General features: G+C 42.8%; 19 protein-coding genes. 9 read left to right on the forward strand and 10 right to left on the reverse strand.

All coding sequences use genetic code 11. The features are described 5' to 3' along the window. Nucleotides 1-368: 368 nt before the first annotated feature. Nucleotides 369-707, reverse strand: a complete 339-nt coding sequence (locus PN447_RS18740; RefSeq protein ID WP_442867098.1) for an IS607 family transposase — start codon at nt 705-707, stop codon at nt 369-371. Between the two features lie 551 nt (nt 708-1,258). Between PN447_RS18740 and PN447_RS12885 the strand changes: the two genes are divergently transcribed. Continuing rightward, nucleotides 1,259-2,626, forward strand: coding sequence for a GTP-binding protein (locus PN447_RS12885; protein WP_271763445.1), 1,368 nt, complete (start codon nt 1,259-1,261; stop codon nt 2,624-2,626). Nucleotides 2,627-2,906: 280 nt separating this feature from the next. Continuing rightward, nucleotides 2,907-3,179 carry a Calvin cycle protein CP12 gene (locus PN447_RS12890; RefSeq protein ID WP_271763446.1) on the forward strand — a complete coding sequence of 91 codons (273 nt, stop codon included), beginning with the start codon at nt 2,907-2,909 and terminating at the stop codon, nt 3,177-3,179. On the opposite strand, the gene PN447_RS12895 is transcribed toward PN447_RS12890, so the two are convergent. Together PN447_RS12895 and apcB are read right to left on the reverse strand one after the other, a co-directional pair. Then, nucleotides 3,176-3,991: a TlyA family RNA methyltransferase gene (locus tag PN447_RS12895; RefSeq protein ID WP_271763447.1), complete on the reverse strand. Its 816-nt coding sequence runs from the start codon at nt 3,989-3,991 to the stop codon at nt 3,176-3,178. The genes PN447_RS12890 and PN447_RS12895 overlap by 4 nt on opposite strands. A gap of 124 nt (nt 3,992-4,115) precedes the next feature. Next, nucleotides 4,116-4,625, reverse strand: a complete 510-nt coding sequence (apcB, locus tag PN447_RS12900; RefSeq protein WP_271763448.1) for an allophycocyanin subunit beta — start codon at nt 4,623-4,625, stop codon at nt 4,116-4,118. A gap of 364 nt (nt 4,626-4,989) precedes the next feature. Between apcB and glnA the strand changes: the two genes are divergently transcribed. Then, nucleotides 4,990-6,405, forward strand: coding sequence for a type I glutamate--ammonia ligase (gene glnA / locus PN447_RS12905; RefSeq protein ID WP_271763449.1), 1,416 nt, complete (start codon nt 4,990-4,992; stop codon nt 6,403-6,405). A 102-nt stretch (nt 6,406-6,507) separates the two neighbouring features. Here glnA and PN447_RS12910 read toward each other — a convergent pair whose 3' ends face one another. Continuing rightward, the gene (locus tag PN447_RS12910) at nt 6,508-6,708 is read right to left on the reverse strand and encodes a hypothetical protein (protein WP_271763450.1); all 201 of its coding nucleotides are present in this window, start codon (nt 6,706-6,708) and stop codon (nt 6,508-6,510) included. Nucleotides 6,709-6,926: 218 nt separating this feature from the next. On the opposite strand from PN447_RS12910, the gene PN447_RS12915 reads away from it, so the two are divergent. Both PN447_RS12915 and PN447_RS12920 read left to right on the forward strand, forming a co-directional pair. Then, a complete protein-coding gene (locus PN447_RS12915; RefSeq protein ID WP_271763451.1) occupies nt 6,927-7,985 on the forward strand; it encodes a class I SAM-dependent methyltransferase in 1,059 nt (352 codons plus the stop codon). A gap of 85 nt (nt 7,986-8,070) precedes the next feature. Then, nucleotides 8,071-8,349 carry a hypothetical protein gene (locus PN447_RS12920; RefSeq protein WP_271763452.1) on the forward strand — a complete coding sequence of 93 codons (279 nt, stop codon included), beginning with the start codon at nt 8,071-8,073 and terminating at the stop codon, nt 8,347-8,349. 6 nt (nt 8,350-8,355) lie between these two features. Here the strand turns inward: PN447_RS12920 and PN447_RS12925 are convergent, their stop codons facing one another. The 4 genes from PN447_RS12925 to PN447_RS12940 form a co-directional block, all read right to left on the reverse strand. Beyond that, nucleotides 8,356-9,231, reverse strand: coding sequence for a nitrate ABC transporter ATP-binding protein (locus PN447_RS12925; RefSeq protein WP_271763453.1), 876 nt, complete (start codon nt 9,229-9,231; stop codon nt 8,356-8,358). 62 nt (nt 9,232-9,293) lie between these two features. Further along, the gene (locus PN447_RS12930) at nt 9,294-11,273 is read right to left on the reverse strand and encodes an ABC transporter ATP-binding/substrate-binding protein (RefSeq protein ID WP_271763454.1); all 1,980 of its coding nucleotides are present in this window, start codon (nt 11,271-11,273) and stop codon (nt 9,294-9,296) included. A gap of 22 nt (nt 11,274-11,295) precedes the next feature. After that, on the reverse strand, nt 11,296-12,135 hold the full coding sequence (gene ntrB / locus PN447_RS12935) for a nitrate ABC transporter permease (RefSeq protein ID WP_271763455.1): 840 nt from the start codon (nt 12,133-12,135) through the stop codon (nt 11,296-11,298). Between the two features lie 91 nt (nt 12,136-12,226). Continuing rightward, a complete protein-coding gene (locus PN447_RS12940) occupies nt 12,227-13,603 on the reverse strand; it encodes a CmpA/NrtA family ABC transporter substrate-binding protein (protein WP_271763456.1) in 1,377 nt (458 codons plus the stop codon). A gap of 714 nt (nt 13,604-14,317) precedes the next feature. Between PN447_RS12940 and PN447_RS12945 the strand changes: the two genes are divergently transcribed. Beyond that, nucleotides 14,318-14,770, forward strand: a complete 453-nt coding sequence (locus PN447_RS12945; protein ID WP_271763457.1) for a hypothetical protein — start codon at nt 14,318-14,320, stop codon at nt 14,768-14,770. Between the two features lie 90 nt (nt 14,771-14,860). Then, nucleotides 14,861-15,229: a pentapeptide repeat-containing protein gene (locus PN447_RS12950; RefSeq protein ID WP_271763458.1), complete on the forward strand. Its 369-nt coding sequence runs from the start codon at nt 14,861-14,863 to the stop codon at nt 15,227-15,229. Nucleotides 15,230-15,232: 3 nt separating this feature from the next. Here PN447_RS12950 and PN447_RS12955 read toward each other — a convergent pair whose 3' ends face one another. Both PN447_RS12955 and PN447_RS12960 read right to left on the reverse strand, forming a co-directional pair. Beyond that, a complete protein-coding gene (locus PN447_RS12955; protein WP_271763459.1) occupies nt 15,233-16,045 on the reverse strand; it encodes a DUF1838 domain-containing protein in 813 nt (270 codons plus the stop codon). A gap of 15 nt (nt 16,046-16,060) precedes the next feature. Continuing rightward, complete coding sequence (locus PN447_RS12960; protein WP_271763460.1) at nt 16,061-17,248, reverse strand: AbrB family transcriptional regulator; 1,188 nt, start codon at nt 17,246-17,248, stop codon at nt 16,061-16,063. A 190-nt stretch (nt 17,249-17,438) separates the two neighbouring features. Between PN447_RS12960 and bchI the strand changes: the two genes are divergently transcribed. Together bchI and rplU are read left to right on the forward strand one after the other, a co-directional pair. Beyond that, a complete protein-coding gene (bchI, locus tag PN447_RS12965) occupies nt 17,439-18,563 on the forward strand; it encodes a magnesium chelatase ATPase subunit I (protein ID WP_271763461.1) in 1,125 nt (374 codons plus the stop codon). Nucleotides 18,564-18,797: 234 nt separating this feature from the next. After that, on the forward strand, nt 18,798-19,196 hold the full coding sequence (rplU, locus tag PN447_RS12970) for a 50S ribosomal protein L21 (protein ID WP_271763462.1): 399 nt from the start codon (nt 18,798-18,800) through the stop codon (nt 19,194-19,196). Nucleotides 19,197-19,422 lie beyond the last annotated feature (226 nt).

The raw sequence follows: 19,422 nt of genomic DNA on the forward strand, positions 1-19,422 counted from the left end.
AAAGCATTTGGGACTGCTTTTCTCATGATGTTATAAGATCCATTAACATCAGCGTTAATCATCCTGCCATCAGCAGATTTGTACAAACCTCGAATTATTCTCTTACCACTAAATGTGTGTTTAACACCTTCTTGATAAGTACTGATGCTGGCTCAACTTCTTTGTTGTAAACCACTTCAATCACGTAATGGTCAAGCTTAGGGACAATCCTAACCTGAGCTATATTTACTGACTTAGTAAGCAACTCGATGTTTGTTTTGCTTGGTTTAACAACCCCTCGTTCTAACGCGGGTTTTGATAAGGCTTGTTTGGTGTAAATAACTATATTTCTCCCATTAGTTTTGTGTTTATATTTAGGTAATTTTGGTTTACCTAAAAACTTTTAGGTAGTTAAAACCCACACTACATAACCTATCCTTGTGTTCGCAGACTATTAGACTGTAATCGTCTTTGTTTAGTAAGTTGATAAGCTTATGCCTATTGTCGTTGACTCCGCTACCAACTTCTTTGACAATTCTGACAATGGTGTATCCTTTAGCTATGCAATAAGACTCTAACCTTTGAGCTTGAGTATCTAGATTAGACTTATTTTCGCTGCTGCTAACTCTTGCATAGATAACTACCCCTTTTGTGTTGGAGGATTCAAGATTAACTATTACAGTACCAGTAGGAAGTTGTTTAGCGTTTAACTCCCCACGTTTCCACATTCTCCATGCAGTCTTGTAACTGACGCCTATTGACTTTGCGTATTCCGAAAGCTTGATTAGTTAAATTTTCAACTCGACCTATACCTATTATAGCATACATAAGTCCATAATTGGGCATACTTGACTACAAAATCAGCAAAGTTTTTCAATACTTCTAATTACCCAAAGGCTAAAGCTAAATTTTAGGGTGGACAATGCCAGATATTTAAGGCTACCGATAGCTTGCGTGGCGTAGCTATAGAGATTGGGACCTGGGAGATTACTCGGACCTGCTGACTACTGAACAATGGAAAGGACTTTGATTTATTTGCTCTCACCATATCATGGTGTTGTTACAATTTACAATAAAAATATAGCATTTCCCATGCTCGTGAGGTACAAAGTTGTTTAGTTTCAGGGAACAGGGAACAGGGAACAGGGAATAGGCAATTGATGTGTACTTCATTAGCCTGAAAAAGGCTTTATCATTCACCAATTTTAAATCTTCTAATGGTAAAATGGTAGATGGAATCTAGCTTTTTGCCCTCTTTTCCCATACCTAAGCTCACCTTGTGCGTAATCTCCAAGAAACTCACTTAAACCGCGCCCGTGCTAGTCTTAGACAAGCACTATCTTGGTATGGACATCTAGGGCTACGCCACGGAAGCTATCGCCAGTCGGGAAAGTTTAGCTCCCACCCAGAATTACTGGGGTTGCTCAAACCAGAATTAGAAACCTTAAACTCTACCCTGAGCAAACTAGACTCGAATGTGATTAGAATTGCAGCCTTTGGTTTGGTGAGTCGGGGTAAGTCAGCAGTATTAAACGCTTTACTGGGGGCGAAAATCCTGCAAACAGGACCCCTCAACGGTGTAACTCAGTGGCCGCGTTCTGTGCGTTGGCAACCGGGAGGTAAGGTATTAGTTGAGTTAATTGATACGCCTGGACTCAATGAAATTGCGGGGGAAGCACGGGAAACAATGGCGCGAGAAGTAAGCAAACAAGCTGATTTAATTTTGTTTGTGGTTTCCGGTGATATTACGCGCCTTGAGTATCGCGCATTATTAGAGCTAAGACAAGCACAAAAACCCCTGATTTTAGTATTTAATAAAATAGATTTATATCCAGAAACAGACCGCACAGCAATCTATCACAATTTGCAACAGCTAGGCGCAGGATACCCCCAAGCACCGCCTTTACTACCAGATGAAATTGTTATGGTGTCCGCGGAACCAGCACCCCTAGAAGTGCGGGTAGAATGGCCAGATGGTCGGGTGACCTATGAGTGGGAAACACCACCCCCCCTGGTGGAGGAACTACAACAAACAATTTTATCTATTCTCAATCGGGAAGGGCGATCGCTTCTAGCTCTAAATGCACTGATTCAAGCTCGGGATGCATCAGCAACCATGGCTGAAAAAACTATGGAATTCCGAAACCAAGAAGCTGAAGATATTATTTGGAAATTCACTAAATATAAGGCTTTGGCAGTAGGATTAAATCCTGTACCAGTTTTGGATGTTATCTGTGGTGCGATCGCTGATTTAGTTTTAATTCGTTCTCTAGCAAGGTTGTATGGCTTACCCATGACTAGCTACGAAGCCAGCAAAATCTTAAAGACCATTTTCTTAAGTTCTGGTGGGTTGCTGTTAGGAGAAATCGCCAGTAGTATGATGGTAGGCTTAGGTAAAACCACAGCGGCGATCGCTAGTGGTGAAAATCCCCTCAATATTACAGCTTATGCTGGAACTGCGATCGCTCAATCTGGTATTGCGGGTTATGGTGCATACACAGTAGGTAAAGCCGCTCAAGTCTACTTAGAAAAAGGTTGTACTTGGGGAGAATTAGGAGCTAGCACAGTAATTGAAGAAATTCTATCTCAGGTTGACCACAATACAATTCTCTACCGTTTGCAACAAGAACTAGTAACAAAATATTGACATACTCACCCACCTAAAAGTATGGCTGACGCCACGCTACGCTATCGGTGATTCTTGACTTGAGAATTTTGGGTGCAAAATTGAGGAAACAACAGAAATAAAAACGAAGGCAAAAAAACTACAGCCATCGTCAAAATTTCTTTTGATATTTTTGACTTTTTACCTCCAGACGGGGATTCACTACCAAACCATTTTCATCAGCTTATCTACACTAGAAATATAAGCTTTTGAAGTCCTATAAAGCTAACAGTCAATATTCATCAATCAAGGTGAAAATATCATGACAACATCCCTAGAAGCTGTTCAATCTGCTCTTAACTCCGGCAATAAAACCCTTGATGAAGCTATCCTAGAATCTATTGTGGAAGCTCGTCAAACCTGCGAAACTGAAGGAGACAATTCCGCCAGCTGTGCTGTAGCGTGGGATATCGTCGAAGAACTACAAGCAGAAAAAGCCCATCAGCAGCAAGCTCAACGACACCGCAAAACTGCTCTAGAAACCTACTGTGAAAAACATCCAGACGCCCTAGAGTGTCTCATCTACGACGTTTAAACTCCTCGAAAATCCCCCATAGCTGATTTTGTCATTTGCTGAATTATATCTAAATCAGGCGGTGGTGTTTCCCCATCCATTCCCAACCAGAGAAGATACTCAATATTACCAGCTGGGCCAGTAATGGGGGACCAAGTTAAACCCTTATACTTCCATCCCAATTGACAACCCACCTGCAACACCTGGAAAATAGCATCAGCTTGGTCATCGGGGTTCCGGACAACACCCTTTTTACCTACACGGGATTTTCCCACCTCAAACTGTGGTTTAACTAGTAATATTGCATCCCTGGGACATTGGGTTAATTTCCACAAAGCAGCTAAAACCTTGGTTAGGGAGATAAACGATACATCCACCACCGCCAGATCAGGTATTTGCTCATCAGTATATAACTCTGCGGGTGTGAGATGACGTAAATTAGTACGTTCTTTTAATATCACCCGTGGGTCATTTCTTAAACCCCAGTCAACTTGACCATAACCCACATCTACACCGTAAACTTTTTTCGCCCCAGCTTGGAGTAAACAATCAGTAAAACCACCGGTAGAAATACCCCCATCTAAACAGATGCGACCCTCCACGGGGATTGTAAATAATTCTAAAGCCTTAGCCAGTTTTTCCCCACCGCGAGACACAAAACGCGATCGCTCTTTTACCTTAATTTCCGCAGTAGTATCAACCTCCGTCCCTGGTTTATCCACCACCTGCTGATTAACCGTTACTTCCCCTGCTTGAATTAAGCGCTGTGCTAAAGCGCGGGAACTACATAAATTTAACTCTACTAATAGCGTATCAAGTCGCTGCTTCACCAATTAAATTAACTCTCCTAAATCATTGTAAATTTGGGTTCTCATGTCACATTAAAAACAATAAACGCACCTTGTCAAAAAAGCCAAAGTGCGGTACTTATATTATCCCTGATTCAAAAATTAATTTCTAAACATCCTGCTCGCTCAACTCACGAGTCATATAATCAAAAGGTTCATCAACAAAGCTAGTATCAGTAATACCAGCAGCTGCAACTTGTTCCTTAACCAAACCCTTGAGAATCTGGATACCAAAAACCGTAGGGCTAATAGGTACACCCAAAGAATTATAAGTTTCCCGCAGTCCTTGGAGTACCCGCTCATCTAAAACATTCATGTTACCTGCAACCAGGGCATAAGTAGCATAGCGCAGATAATAATCCATATCCCGCAGACAAGCCGCATAACGACGGGTTGTATAAGCATTTCCGCCGGGACGGATCAACTCTGGTTGTTCTTCAAACAACTTAGAACCAGCTTGTTTAACCAACGCCGCCGCATTAGAGTTGATCGCAGCAGCAGCTTGTACCCGTGCCGTACCACTTTCAAAGTAAGATTTTAAACTGTCGATCGCATTCCGGTCAAAATACCTTCCAGCAACGTCATAATTCTTAATCAAGGTTGTTACTGCATCGCGCATTCTTTCTTCTCCCAATAAATGCTATCTTTTGATATTAATTTGGTTGCAGTCATGCACCGGTAAATTTTTGTGCCATTCTAATTAAAATAAAATGCCGCACAAAAACAGATTACCCGCTAATTAAGGATTCTATGCCAAAGTTGACCCCTGATGAGATGAAGTTTAAGTTTTGTACAGATGTTCCGGAAAAGGTTAATATAACCTGTAATCCAGATAAGCTGTAACAAAAAATACAAAATTCTTTAATGTCCAGGATTTATGATATTCCAAGTGTGTCATCAACAACTTAATTCAGATCATCTGGGTGAGGATGCTTTGGAAGATTCTAGTTTTACTTTAGAAAATTGGTAGAGAAGGAGTAAAAATGACAACCCCAAAAGAAGTCTTGAAGATGATTCAAGACCAAAAAATTCAGATGATTGATCTGAAATTCATCGATACACTAGGTACTTGGCAACATTTAACTATGTACCATGACCAAATCGATGAAAGTTCCTTCTCAGATGGCGTACCCTTTGACGGTTCCAGCATTCGGGGTTGGAAAAGCATCAACGAATCAGACATGATGATGGTACTCGACTCCAACACAGCTTGGATCGACCCCTTCATGACAGAGCCAACATTAAGTATAGTTTGTAGTATTAAAGAACCGCGGACAGGGGAATGGTACAACCGTTGTCCCCGTGTGATTGCTCAAAAGGCGATCGACTACTTAGTTTCTACCGGGCTTGGTGATACAGCATTCTTTGGGCCTGAAGCAGAATTCTTTATCTTTGATGATGTCCGTTTTGACCAAAACGCCCATGAAGGCTACTACCATGTAGACTCAGTAGAAGGTGCTTGGAATACTGGGAGAAAAGAAAGCCCCAACTTGGGTTACAAAACACGCTTCAAAGAAGGTTACTTCCCAGTATCACCCGCGGATAGCTTCCAAGACATCCGTACCGAAATGCTACTGACCATGAGAGATTGTGGCGTACCCATTGAGAAACAACACCACGAAGTCGCCACCGGTGGTCAGTGTGAACTAGGTTTCCGCTTTGGTACACTAATACAAGCAGCTGACTGGTTGATGACTTATAAATACGTCATCAAAAACGTTGCCAAGAAATACGGCAAAACCATAACCTTCATGCCCAAGCCAATTTTTGGCGATAATGGTTCTGGTATGCACTGTCACCAATCCATTTGGAAAGATGGCAAACCTCTATTTGCTGGTGACAAGTATGCTGGTTTGAGTGAAATGGGACTGTACTACATTGGTGGTATCCTCAAGCACGCACCCGCACTTTTAGCCATCACCAACCCCACAACTAATTCTTACAAGCGCCTAGTACCTGGTTATGAAGCACCAGTTAACCTAGCTTACTCTCAAGGTAACCGTTCTGCCTCCGTACGGATTCCCTTAGCTGGCGACAACCCCAAAGCCAAGCGCTTAGAATTCCGTTGTCCTGATGCTACTTCTAACCCCTACCTAGCATTTGCAGCCATGCTCTGCGCCGGTATAGATGGTATCAAAAACAAAATTCATCCCGGTGAACCCTTAGATAAAAACATCTATGAACTCTCTCCAGAAGAACTGGCGAAAGTTCCTTCAACTCCGGGTTCCCTAGAATTAGCATTGGAAGCATTAGAAAATGATCATGCTTTCTTGACAGAAACAGGCGTTTTCTCAGAAGACTTCATCCAAAACTGGATTGACTACAAACTTGCTAACGACGTTAAGCAGATGCAGTTACGTCCTCACCCCTATGAGTTTTACCTCTATTACGACTGCTAATTCAGTTGAGCAGTGAATATTTAGCCACCCTGCTGGGGTGGCTTTTTTTTTACTAATCACAGTCAAAAATCTGGTAGACAGGAACCTTAATCATCTTCACAACTAGCTCATAGCAACATGGCTACTTTCGTAAATCAAGCGAATGGTGGGGTCAATTTTCCCTTGAATGGGACTCCAGTACTCCGATAATTCTTCAGGAAGACCCAGTTCTTGTGCCGCACGCATTAGCATCGACTGCTGACGGTTTTTCACCTGCTGATATTGACGCATGGCCAACATCCGACTTCTATCTTGAATAGACATAACACAGTCCCCCTTATGGTTCTCGTGATCAATGGTCATTTACTACTCCACTATATTAGCAATAATTCTGTAACTTTGGTTACAGAATTGGATTTTATTTACAAAAATTTACATTTTGTCCAGTTAGCCATGATCTCACACAGAGAGTTTTGTTCGTTACAATTTTTTACATATAATTGAGAAAAGTAATAAATCCCCTTCAATACCCGAGTATTTTCATGTCTGAGACTTTAACTAAGCTGAGTTATCAAGCCTTTCAACAAGGTAAAACTTATTTTGGTGTAATTCACAAAACTTTAAGTTCAAGGCTGATGAATCTGATTCATCCCACTCTAGGACAAAGGGGGAAACCCATGACTGAGGAGGTTTTATTCAAACTACAGCAAAGAATAAATCAGTTACTAGAAACAGATTGGCAAGATACAGAAAAAGGAGTATATCCCGAAAGCCTGCTATTTGATCACCCATGGTCGGATTTTTTCCGTTACTATCCCATGGTATGCCTAGAGCTACCGCAAATCTGGGAGCGGTCTGCACAAAAGAAACATCAAGAATTTTCCCCAGAAATAGAAACAGATGGTTACCCCAGCTACTATGTGCAGAACTTCCATAACCAAACCAACGGCTATTTAAGCGACAATTCCGCCAACCTATATGATTTACAGGTAGAAATCCTGTTTAGTGGCACAGCTGACCCCATGCGACGGCGGATACTGTCCCCTTTAAAGCAGGGGTTAAAAGCCTTTAATTCCCTACCAGCAAAACAAATACGTGTTTTAGACGTAGCTTGTGGGACTGGAAGAACATTAAGGATGCTCCGGGGGTCTCTACCTCAAGCATCCTTGTATGGTGTGGACTTATCACCAGCATATTTACGCAAAGCCAATCAACAACTCTCGGAAATTCCTGGAGAGTTACCCCAACTCTTACAAGCTAACGCTGAAGAGTTACCCTACTTAAACAACTACTTCCATGGGGTAACTTCCGTCTTCCTCTTCCATGAGTTACCAGCAAAAGTGCGTCAAACAGTCATTGAACAATGTTTCCGAGTCACAAAACCGGGGGGAGTGTTTGTCATTTGTGATTCTATTCAAATCAGTGACTCACCTGAATTTGCCGTAAATCTGGAATCTTTCCCCCTACTGTTCCATGAACCTTACTATCGGGATTATACACATGATGACCTAGTAGGACGTTTAGAGCAAGCTGGTTTTGAGAATATTTCCACCCAGGTGCACTTTATGAGCAAGTATTTTATTGCTCATAAACCCGCTTAAAAACAACGTGATATATTTAACCAATAAATCAGGGTGAGTATTTGCCCTCACCCTAAAAATACAGTTGCACACAGGGGAGAGAAAAATGAGGGTTTGGCTGGCTTGTTTTTTATTGTTATTTGCGGTAGCAGAACTGTTTGACTGGTTAAAAAAATTCAACCTTCCCTTACCCATTTATATTTTAGGTGGCGTATTGTTAGCAGTTGCTTCTAACTATGACAAAATTATTGGCTCCTACTTCAGTGATAGCAATATGGAAGCGTCATCGCAACAACCGCAGTTAAATTCCCCTAGTCCATCCCTTGATCCAGTTTCCTTCCCTAGTCCTGGTGAACAGGTGCAACAATCAGAAACACAACTTTGAACAAAATTAACCCACATCATCGTGAGCAAATCTGTTAAAGAGAAAATCTAGGGCATAGTTACGCAGTTTATAGTATTCGGGGTCTTCCATAATCCGGGTGCGAGCCTCCTGCAGGGGAACTTCGCCAGCGCGTACCTGGGAAAATGGAATTTCCAGGACTTCACCGATTTTGGCATTGGGTCCGTTGGTCATCATCACTAATTTATCTGCTAAAAATAACGCCTCATCAATATCGTGGGTAATCATCAATACTGTACAGCGATTTTCACCCCAAATCTTCAGCAGTTCTTCTTGTAATTCTTCCTTGGTAATAGCATCCAGCGCTCCAAAAGGTTCATCTAATATGAGAACTTTGGGACGAATAGCCAAAGCACGCGCAATAGATACCCGTTGTCTCATACCCCCCGACATTTGTAGGGGTTTTTTCTCCATCGCGTCAGCTAGTCCCACCATGGCCAAATGTTCCCGCACAATTGCCCTTTTCTCTAGTTCGGGCTTATCGGGATAAACGGCGTTGACAGCTAGGTAGATGTTTTCAAATGCAGTCCGCCAAGGGAGCAAGGCATAGTTTTGAAACACCACCATTCTATCAGGCCCTGGTTTGGTGATGGGTTGACCTTCGAGCAAAACTTCCCCAGAGGTAGGAAAGTTAAAACCAGATACCATATTTAGCAGTGTGGATTTACCGCATCCAGAGTGACCGATGACGCAAATAAATTCACCCTGTTCAACATTTAAGTTAACGCCATCCAGGACAGTGAAAGGGCCTTTCTTGGTGGGATAGACTTTGGTAACGTCTTTAATTTCTAAAAAAGGTCTGCTGCTCTTAATAGCACTTGCTGATGGTGTACTTTCGTGAAAACGCAATCTGGGGTTTTGCATGGTGGTGACCGTAATATTCAGGTTGAAGTAAATATCTAGACAAATTCGCCAATATTTTTGATTTAAGCCACTTTTTTTCTGGGTAAGTCAAGGGCGACCTCTGCAATGGCGAAATCACGTTTAATCTGCAAGCTGTTGAGATATGCTATGGGGTCGTCGGCGTTAAAGGGAGTACCATCAAAAAGCTGGATGGGTTGACGAGTATAGCTGATGTCCATACCTAATTCCCTGGCGGCGGTGCTGAAGACCCGTACACGGCAGACCCTTTCTACAACTTCTACCCAGTTTCTGGGGAACGGCGTGTCACCCCAACGGGCTAACTGACTCATAATCCAGATTTGTTCGGTACGACTGGGGCGGTTGATGGCTGACTGAGCAAAAAACTGGTGGTGGGCGTATTCGCGTAATGGGTGATCAGAGGTTAGCTGAATGTACTCTAAATCAGTGCTGACATAACCCCTACCCGCCACAATTGATCTGACTTCTGCAGCATTTTCTGGACTAGAACAATATTGGCAAGCTTCCAGCAAAGCTTTAGTTAAGGCGATATGGGTGTTAGGATAGCTCTCTGCCCAATCTTCCCGCACACCGAGAACTTTACCGGGGTGTCCTAACCACACTTCCAAATCCGTAGCAATGGTAAAGCCTACACCTTCCACCGCCGCGCGGTAGTTCCAAGGTTCACCTACACAATAACCGTCTATACTTTTCTTTTGCAAGTCAGCTACCATCTGGGCTGGGGGAATAGTCTGCATATCCACATCTATATCAGGGTCAATACCACCAGCCGCTAACCAGTAACGCAGTAACAAGTTGTGCATGGATGCGGGATGAACTACCCCCATTGTGTGGCGTTGGTCTCCGGTACGCAGCAGGTATGTTTTGAAGTCTGATAAGGTGCGAACACCTTGATCATAAAAGTGTTTTGCTAAGGTGATGGCGTTACCGTTACGGGTCATGGTCAGGGGGGTGACTACAGGTAAGGGTCGGTTGTTATTTCCCCCCAATGTTAACCACATGGGCATTCCTGAGGGCATTTGGGCTGCATCCAGATAACCGCCACTGATACCATCAACGATACCCCGCCAGCTACTTTCTCGCACCAGGTTGACTTCATCTAAACCATGCTTAGTGAAAAACCCTTTTTCTTGAGCAACTGCTAAGGGGGCGCAGGCTGTCAAGGGTAAGAAACCAATTTCTAAGTTAACTTTTTCTAACCCATGACGAGAAACATCTGCGGTTTTGCGGGCGCGAATTTTTTTGATGCGTTTTTGCTGGTTGAGGAAGTAAATCATTTCACTACGCAAGCTGTAGTAGCTGGGATGTTCTACTACTTCCATGCGTTTGCGGGGTCTGGGAATATCAACTTCCAGGATGTCACCAATTTTGGATTCTGGACCGTTGGTGAGCATGACAATTTTGTCCGATAACAGCACTGCTTCATCTACGTCATGAGTCACCATGACGGCGGTAACTTGATTTTCTTCGCAGATTTGCATTAACTGTTCTTGTAAGTTACCTCTGGTCAGAGCATCCAGTGCGCCGAAGGGTTCATCTAATAGTAGTAGTTTCGGACGAATTGCTAGGGCCCGGGCGATCGCCACCCGTTGTTTTTGTCCCCCAGATAACATACCAGGTTGTTTATCTGCATGGGGTCGCAAACCCACCATATCTATGTGTCTTTCTACAATTGCTTTGCGTTCGGCTTCCGGTGTACCCTTCATGACTGAATTCACAGCTAGGGCAATATTTTCTTTCACGGTCCGCCAAGGTAACAGGGAATAATTTTGAAAGACCACCATCCTGTCTGGCCCCGGTCTACTAATTCTTTGTCCTTCCAGAGTCACTATACCTTCAGTTGGTAAATCCAACCCGGCGATCATATTTAATAAGGTGGATTTACCGCAACCAGAGTGACCTATCAAAGAGACAAATTCACCTTTTCTAATTTGCAGGTCAATCCCTTTGAGGGCAATATATTTGCCACCGCCGGTTAGTTCAAAAACTTTTTCAATTTGGTCAACTGCTACAAATATTGACATAGTGCTTAGGTTCTCTTTGTTTCTACTTTTGTTCTGTTGGTAAAATCACGTTTTGAATCCAAGCCATGAGTTTATCTAATAACAAACCCACAGCACCGATATAGACTAGTGCCAGGATAATTTCACTGATGTAGTTATTCTGGTAGGCATCCCAGATGAAAAAGCCAATACCGACAATACCTGACATGACAATTTCTGCGGCGATAATAGCCAACCAAGCTAAACCAATGGCAATTCTCAAACCTGTAAAAATGTAGGGTAAAGCAGCAGGAATGAGAATGTTCAAGAAATACTCTTTCTGGGAAAGTTGCAGAACTTTGGCGACGTTATTATAGTCTTGAGGAATTTCTTTTACCCCAACCGCAGTGTTGATTAAAATCGGCCAAATTGCCGTGATGAAAATTACGAACAGGGCGGCGGGTTCGTTTTGGCGTAAGGCTGCTAAGGAAATGGGAACCCAAGCCAAGGGCGGTACAGTTCGCAATAACTGAAACAGAGGATCTAAAGCCTTAGACATGGTTTTATTGATACCGATTACAACGCCTACACCAATACCAACCACCGCCGCAAAAAAGTAACCAATCGCTACCCGTTGCAGACTAGCAAGAATCTGCCAAAATAATCCTTTATCAGTCCCTCCTCTGTCATAAAATGGATAAATAATCAACTCCCACGTTTCTTGTATTACGGTTATTGGCCCTGGTAATGTGGCCCCAGGAGTCCAAGAAAATAATTGCCACAAGATTAAAAATACAGTAAGCGCGATCACCGGCGGTACAATGTTAGGAAATTGTTTTTCTAATCTAGATAATAAGCTATTATCTAACTTGGGTTTACTTGTTCTTCTTTGTGCTATGGTCATGACTTTGATGTTATTAATATCAGGCGAAAACAGTAATTAATAGCAGGGGATGGGGGAATATTTTAACTTCCCAATGACTACTGACTGATGACTAAACACTCACTTTCTTGATTTGTAAACTCCTCAGATATGCTTCTGGATTTTCTGGGTCAAATTTTGCCCCATCGAAAAATTCTTCTACACCACGAGATGTGCTAGTGGGAATATCCGCATCCGCAATTCCTGCTTCTTTGGCTGCTTCTTTCCAAATATCTTCCCGGTTAACTTTATCTATTAATGCTCTAGCCTTCGCAGCATTATTCACAATGTAATCTTTAGGTAAGAATCCCCAACGCACACTTTCGGTAATGAACCACAAATCATGGCTCTTGTAAGGATAAGAAACGTTACCTTTTTCATCTCTCCAATACAAAGCTGCCATTGATCTATCATCAATTTGGCGACCTTCACCCATATCGTATTTACCCATAAATGGGTCAATGAGAACATCAACTGGTACGTTAAAATAAGCTCTTTGTGCCAAAATGTTAGCCAATTCTTGGCGGTTATCAAAGTTGTCGCACCATTGTTGCGCTTCCATAATACCTTTTAACAATGCCTTGGTAGCTTTGGGATGTTGATCAACCCAGTCAGCTCTCATGGCCAAATATTCCTCGGGGTGATTCTTCCAAATTTCTGCCGTTAATGCAGCCATGAAGCCAACTTTATCTTTAACGATGCGGAATGGCCAGGGGTCGCCAGTACTGAAAGCATCCATTGTCCCTGTCTTCATGTTGGCGACAGTTTGGGCTGATGGAACTGTGAGTAATTTCACGTCTGCATCGGGGTCAATTCCACCAGCAGCTAACCAATAGCGAATCCAGAAATCTTGATTAACTGCGGGGAATGTTTGAGCAGCGGTGAAGGGTCTGGGGGAGGCTTTGAGTTTAGAGAATAAAGACTTGGCTCCGGCTAATTGTAAACCTATACCGCTACCTTGGTGTTTGTTGGCGATCGCAATTCCATTGCCATGTGTAATTAATTGACATAACACATACATGGGAATCTTGACATTGCCTTTAGTAATTAAACCTTCACTAATTAAATGTGGCATAGGCATTTGCCATTGACCGCCATCAATTCCACCACCAGCCGAACCAATTTCTACATTATCTCTAGCAGAACCCCAAGAAGCTTGTTTAGAAAGCTCCACATTACTCATGCCATACTTGGCAAAAAAGCCTTTTTCTTTGGCAATAATTAACGGCGCTGCTTCCACAATCGGAATATATCCTAACTTCACTCCATTGACTTCTGGAGCTTGCTCGGCGCTGATGTTAGCCACGGGTTGATTAGTGGCTGTAGATTGGGTAGTTCCATTACTGTCTGGTGGATTGCCTAAACAACCTTTGAGGAATACAGCACTTGCTGATGCTCCTGCTGTGACTATAAATTTACGGCGAGAAATTTGATTCAAAAACTCTGTCATAACCGCCTTTTAATTATTGATAAAACCATGATCATCCATGCCAGTAAAGCAATTATTTCTGGCAATAAATAAAAAAATGATTGAGATCACCACTATTTCTGCAAAAAAATAGCGGTTATCAATAGTCAAGAGATGAGACTATTTTAATGACTGCGTTTACCTAAGCTGACCTAGGGTTAACTCACTGTATTGAAATTTAGTTTACAGCCTTTCTTGTCAAATTGAACTACTGGCAACAGGTAATTATTAAATAAATATTAGATAGGTCATATAAGTAAAATTATATGTTGCCAACTCACACTAACAATAGATAGACCATTACTGATGATAACTATTTATTGAGAAAATACTTCCGGCAAATTATCCATATATAGTAATGTTCATAACGGCAATATCATGTAATTTATGTAAACCATTTATAAAACCCTATACAGAATATTTAAAAGAAGTGGTCTATCTGTGACTGTGTATGTTCCCTGTTCCCTGTTCCCTGGTAGAGAATAGTTACAAAAATTGCTGTACATAGTCATTTTGGAAATAGACCTGTCGCCTTGATTCGGAATTATTGTGGTAATGACCCCGGAAAGCAAGTAGAATAGATGAATATATAGCAGTAACCGACCAAAAAGATTTGCTGTGGTAAATATAAATTGGGCTGGGAGGATTGTAATAACATCTTCCATCTTGATATGTGGGTTAATAGCGTCTCCACAATTGCCCTCCTTAGCGGATAATAGTAGACGGACTGATAACTCCAGCAACACGCAACTGATTACCGCCAGTAAAGCAGAGTTTGGAGTACTCAGAGTTGACCCCCAAGGTCAAAGTAGCTTTACTCCCTCAACCAGAGTATTACTATACCAAAGTGGTAAATACGGATGGAGGATTCAACTAAAAAATTACCGAGGTCAAGTCACATGGAGAGAAGTACTAAGATTGCCAAAACCTCCAGAAACTTGGGCTACAGAGGATGGTGAAAGCTTGTCCTTATCAGCTGATAGTATGCAAGCTGTAACAACGCGGACAGTGTATACTACTGACGGTACTATTGAAAACTTTTGGACAATGGTTCCCGGCGATCCTGGTGGTCAGCATCAAATACAGGTTTACATTGATAACCGCCTCATTGGTGCCTTTGATTTTGAAGTAATCTCCCTGAAAAAATAACCTTTGCGTACCTTTGCGTACCTTTGCGCCCCTCTGCGTTAAAAACCATTGCAGACTATCCTAGAAATAGAGATTTCACACAAGAAACTCATGGATGCTAACGAACTAATCAGACTTTACAACGCAGGACAGAGGTATTTCCCCGCCGCCCACTTAAGTAGAGTCAAGCTCATAGCCGCCTACCTACCGGGAATTAACTTGTGGGGAGCAGACCTGAGTCAAGCCAACCTAGCCCAAGCCAAACTGTGGGGAGCAGACCTGAGTCAAGCCAATTTAGCGCGAGCCAACTTAACCAGGGCTAACTTATCTGGAGTGAAACTGACCCAGGCGAATCTCCGGGGAGCGAAACTGAATTTAACCAAGTTGTATGGAGCTGATTTAACTGGGGCTTGCTATGATGACAGCACGCGGTTTTCTAGGGGCTTTGACCCCCACAGTCACAATATGCAGAAATTTTAACGATTATAACCCTTCGGCTTCGGGTAAGGGGAAAATTGCACCCGCTAGGTAAGCCTGAAAGTGTTTTTGGAAGTACAGCCACGAGGTCATATCCTCAGCATCTAAAAAAGCCTTTGGGGCTTCCTTGTACAGAGGAACACGGGTATTAATTTCATCCTGAAGGAACACGGGTAACTGTGTAAAATCAGTGACTTTACTCCCAGCAGCACTGTAAATGAGATAACCAGGGCGATCGCCCATTTTCATCCAGGGTAACCATTGACCGATTCTATCCCAACTCAGTCGCAGATGGGAGACTGAATCTAGTTGCGAGTTAAATAAATCTACGGTGGGTACAGCCAACTTAAATAGTTCCGAAGCCTGATAAATGGGATATGGGCTATATTCAGCAAACTTGGGATTTGCGCCCAAGGGATTAGGATAGGTAGGAAAAATATCAAAAACAAAAGTTGTAGTATCTCCCTCAACTTGCGCGGGAAATTTACCTTGAAATTTTCCCTGTACGGGATTGTTCGCTACATGCATAACAGGTACTGTTTCACCTGTCCAGGGATTTTCCCAGAGGCGCAGAATCTCCCCCGTTTGGGGACTTAAATAGTAAGTAAGTTCCCTAGAAGTAAAATCCCAGTTATCTTGTGCTGTGGGAAAGCACCTACTGACACTGACTCCCGATATTTTAAATAGCAGTTTTCTGTTCTCACCGGGGATAAAACTGTAAATTTTACCTGTCCAGGTCAGGAATGTAGATTTTCCTGGGTCAAGGGATGAACGAGTTTTGACCCATTGATGAGCATCTAATTCTTGATGATTAGTCATGGAAACATTGGGGGATTAAACTGACTCAGAAAGTTGGGTATCAAGACGGCGAAACAAAAAGATCCACAGGGGTAGGGAACTATTAATAGCAATCAGTCGGATTAAATGACCAGTGGTGACAATTTCGACATCATGATTTAATGTCAGTGACACCAGGATCATTTCTGGCGCTCCTCCTGGTGCGGTAACCAGCAGACAAGTTAACCAGTCCCAAGAAGTTAACTGCATGGCCAGCATAGCAGCGATCGCACCAGCAACTAGAGTCATAGCCACAGACATAAAACCGTAACTAATGGCTCTTGTGCCAATATTAGGTTTCTTTCCCCAATATTCACCAATGGTAATTCCCAGAAGCATTTGGCCTAATAACTTCATCAACCCGGGGGGATCAAAAGTCACATCAGCCAAAACAGGTATGCAGTGGAGCAAAGGATTAAACCCCAGACCAACTAATAATGCACCAAAAAACTCAGCAGCTGGGAGTTTACATAATCCAGCCAGATAAACTACCAACGCCGTAATTAGCAGCGCCAAACAGAGGAAGCCTAATTGAGACGGGTCAAAATTTACTACTGTATTTGTCACAGGTAAAGTTTCAGCCTGGAGAACATCAGCAACAGATGACCGTGCAATGAATGGAATCAGTAATACAACCGATGTAACACGAATAGCCTGAACCAAAGCTACAAGGGTGACATTACGATTATAATCCGCAGCAATAGATGACATAACTCCCACACCACCGGGAACCGTCGCCAGCATAGAGGTTAATAAATTGGTTTGACTCAAGCGAGAGTAGATGTAGCCAATGCAGATACCACAAACTATTAAGAACAAAGTCAGAAAAATAAATACAGGAATCCCAGAAGCCAAACCCGTTAAATCGCTACCACTACTTGAAGCACCCACAGTTAAGCCCACAAGTGCCATTCCCACCTTGCGGGCCCGGCGATTAGGACTGGGATTATACTGATATACAATGCGACATATTTGTAAAACTATAGCACCGGAGGCTAGTCCCCCAAATATCCAAGCAATTCCGCCCACGTGTAATGTGACTAAGACTAAACCCAGGGGTATTGCTAGTAGCAGCTCTAGAGTAAAGATAATCAATGGCTTCACAGATAGCTGTAGTGGGGAAAAACTGTGATTTTTATGAGTGGGGAACTCTTGGCTGGAAGTTAAATTAAGGTTTTGATTCATCGACCGGGGCTATTTAAATTAAATTAACTATGTACTTAAATTAACGCGCTCGACCAGAACTCACATCTAAATAAATGTCACTACCTCAGAGGCTGATTTGAAATTACCAACCTGCTGTAGTCGCTTCTTCACCTCCTAACTGTGGCACAATAAAGAACGGTAATAAGAAAAATATTGTTAAGGTAATTTAGTGACTCCAACTGCTCAATCCACGGCCAGTGCGCGTCGCGTGGTATTCCCATTTACAGCAATTGTGGGCCAGGAAGAAATGAAACTGGCGCTGCTGTTGAACGTGATTGATCCCAAAATCGGTGGTGTAATGATTATGGGCGATCGCGGCACCGGTAAATCCACGACTATCCGGGCCCTGGCGGATTTATTGCCAGAAATCCCAGTTGTGGCCAATGACCCCTTCAATAGTGACCCCCAAGACCCCGACGTGATGAGCGATGAAGTTCGCCAAATGGTGGAACAGGGGGCGGAAATACCCGTGACTCATAAAAAAGTCCAAATGGTAGACCTACCATTGGGAGCTACAGAAGACCGAGTTTGTGGTACAATCGACATTGAGAAAGCTTTATCCGAGGGTGTGAAAGCCTTTGAACCGGGATTGCTAGCCAAGGCTAACCGAGGCATTCTCTATGTGGATGAAGTCAATTTGCTAGACGACCACCTAGTAGACGTGTTACTCGACTCCGCTGCTAGTGGGTGGAACACTGTAGAACGGGAAGGAATTTCTATTCGCCACCCAGCCCGGTTTGTGCTGGTAGGTTCTGGGAATCCCGAGGAAGGTGAATTACGCCCCCAACTGTTAGACCGCTTTGGGATGCACGCAGAAATTCACACCGTCAAAGAACCTGCTTTACGGGTGCAGATTGTGGAACAAAGGGCGGAATTTGACCAAAATCCGGCTGAATTTCTGCAAAAATATCAACCTGAACAGGAAGCATTACAAGAAAAAATTGTCAGTGCTCAGAATTTGTTACCCCAAGTCACACTTGACTACGAGCAGCGGGTGAAAATTTCGGAAATTTGTTCAGAACTAGATGTTGATGGTTTGCGTGGTGATATTGTTACCAACCGCGCCGCCAAAGCATTAACCGCTTTTGAAGGTCGGACCCAAGTCACTCTTGATGATATCAAACGTGTAATTACTTTATGTCTGCGTCATAGACTGCGGAAAGACCCCTTAGAATCCATTGATTCTGGCTACAAAGTAGAAAAGGCTTTCGGTCGGGTCTTTGGTGTGGAATTACCAGAAAATGAGCCAGCACAAAAAAATGGTGTAGGTCAAAAGTTAGGGGCGAGAAACTAACAAATTCCCCTGTTGAGTTTTGAACAGGTTGTTCAAAACTCAACACCTTATAGTAATATTTACAACTCAAATAAAACCCTCCATCACAGTTGACATAAACAGATTAATCTAAGTATAGTAAGAGATTGTCTGTCTTATTCCGGCTCGGATCAGGTAGACATACACAAAAGCTAGCAACAGCGAGCGATCGCCTTTAAAGCCAGCTACCTGTACGGCAACTTCAAGGACAATTTCATGACCTACGCAATTATTGAAACTGGCGGCAAGCAACTAAAAGTTGAACCTGGTCGCTTTTACGATATTGAACTGCTCCATATCGAAGCCGACGAAAAAGTTACAATAGATTCAGTCTTACTAGTGCAGCATGACGGCGAAGTCACCATAGGACAGCCGTTAGTAACAGGGGCGACTGTAGAAGGAACAATTCTCAGGAATCTGAGAGGCCGCAAAGTCATAGTATATAAAATGAAGCCGAAAAAGAAAACCCGTAAAAAACGGGGACATCGGCAAGAAATTACTAGACTGATGATTGACTCCATCACACTCAATGGCGCGGTATTTACTGCTCCAGAAGATGTATCTGCTGAACCTCCCATTACCGATAATTACCCTGTAGAAGCTGTAGCTGAATAATAAATAGAGCTAGTCCTAAGCTGACTATTTTATAGACAAAACTATACTTATGTTGACAAATATTGACATAAGTGAGTTAAGAAAACCGCCCACTTGATATATAATCCTACGATATCAAGTATTGAATTAAGACTATTGCCAACGCGAAAACCAAGCAATGATAGCGGTAGTCTTTCTTGTAAATCTTAAGAGAAATATCGCGTCTGGCTAAGGCGTGCAAGTCTAC

Source organism: Anabaena sp. CS-542/02 (assembly GCF_028331085.1).
In the GTDB taxonomy this organism is placed as follows: Bacteria; Cyanobacteriota; Cyanobacteriia; order Cyanobacteriales; family Nostocaceae; genus Anabaenopsis; species Anabaenopsis arnoldii.

Coding starts and splice junctions, on each gene's coding strand:
- PN447_RS12925 (WP_271763453.1), bottom strand. CDS start 9,231: ATGCAAAACCCCAGATTGCGTTTTCACGAAAGTACACCATCAGCAAGT.
- ntrB (WP_271763455.1), bottom strand. CDS start 12,135: ATGACCATAGCACAAAGAAGAACAAGTAAACCCAAGTTAGATAATAGC.
- PN447_RS12910 (WP_271763450.1), bottom strand. CDS start 6,708: ATGTCTATTCAAGATAGAAGTCGGATGTTGGCCATGCGTCAATATCAG.
- PN447_RS12930 (WP_271763454.1), bottom strand. CDS start 11,273: ATGTCAATATTTGTAGCAGTTGACCAAATTGAAAAAGTTTTTGAACTA.
- PN447_RS12960 (WP_271763460.1), bottom strand. CDS start 17,248: ATGAATCAAAACCTTAATTTAACTTCCAGCCAAGAGTTCCCCACTCAT.
- PN447_RS12955 (WP_271763459.1), bottom strand. CDS start 16,045: ATGACTAATCATCAAGAATTAGATGCTCATCAATGGGTCAAAACTCGT.
- PN447_RS12890 (WP_271763446.1), top strand. CDS start 2,907: ATGACAACATCCCTAGAAGCTGTTCAATCTGCTCTTAACTCCGGCAAT.
- PN447_RS12920 (WP_271763452.1), top strand. CDS start 8,071: ATGAGGGTTTGGCTGGCTTGTTTTTTATTGTTATTTGCGGTAGCAGAA.
- PN447_RS12915 (WP_271763451.1), top strand. CDS start 6,927: ATGTCTGAGACTTTAACTAAGCTGAGTTATCAAGCCTTTCAACAAGGT.
- PN447_RS12940 (WP_271763456.1), bottom strand. CDS start 13,603: ATGACAGAGTTTTTGAATCAAATTTCTCGCCGTAAATTTATAGTCACA.
- PN447_RS18740 (WP_442867098.1), bottom strand. CDS start 707: ATGTGGAAACGTGGGGAGTTAAACGCTAAACAACTTCCTACTGGTACT.
- PN447_RS12950 (WP_271763458.1), top strand. CDS start 14,861: ATGGATGCTAACGAACTAATCAGACTTTACAACGCAGGACAGAGGTAT.
- glnA (WP_271763449.1), top strand. CDS start 4,990: ATGACAACCCCAAAAGAAGTCTTGAAGATGATTCAAGACCAAAAAATT.
- apcB (WP_271763448.1), bottom strand. CDS start 4,625: ATGCGCGATGCAGTAACAACCTTGATTAAGAATTATGACGTTGCTGGA.
- rplU (WP_271763462.1), top strand. CDS start 18,798: ATGACCTACGCAATTATTGAAACTGGCGGCAAGCAACTAAAAGTTGAA.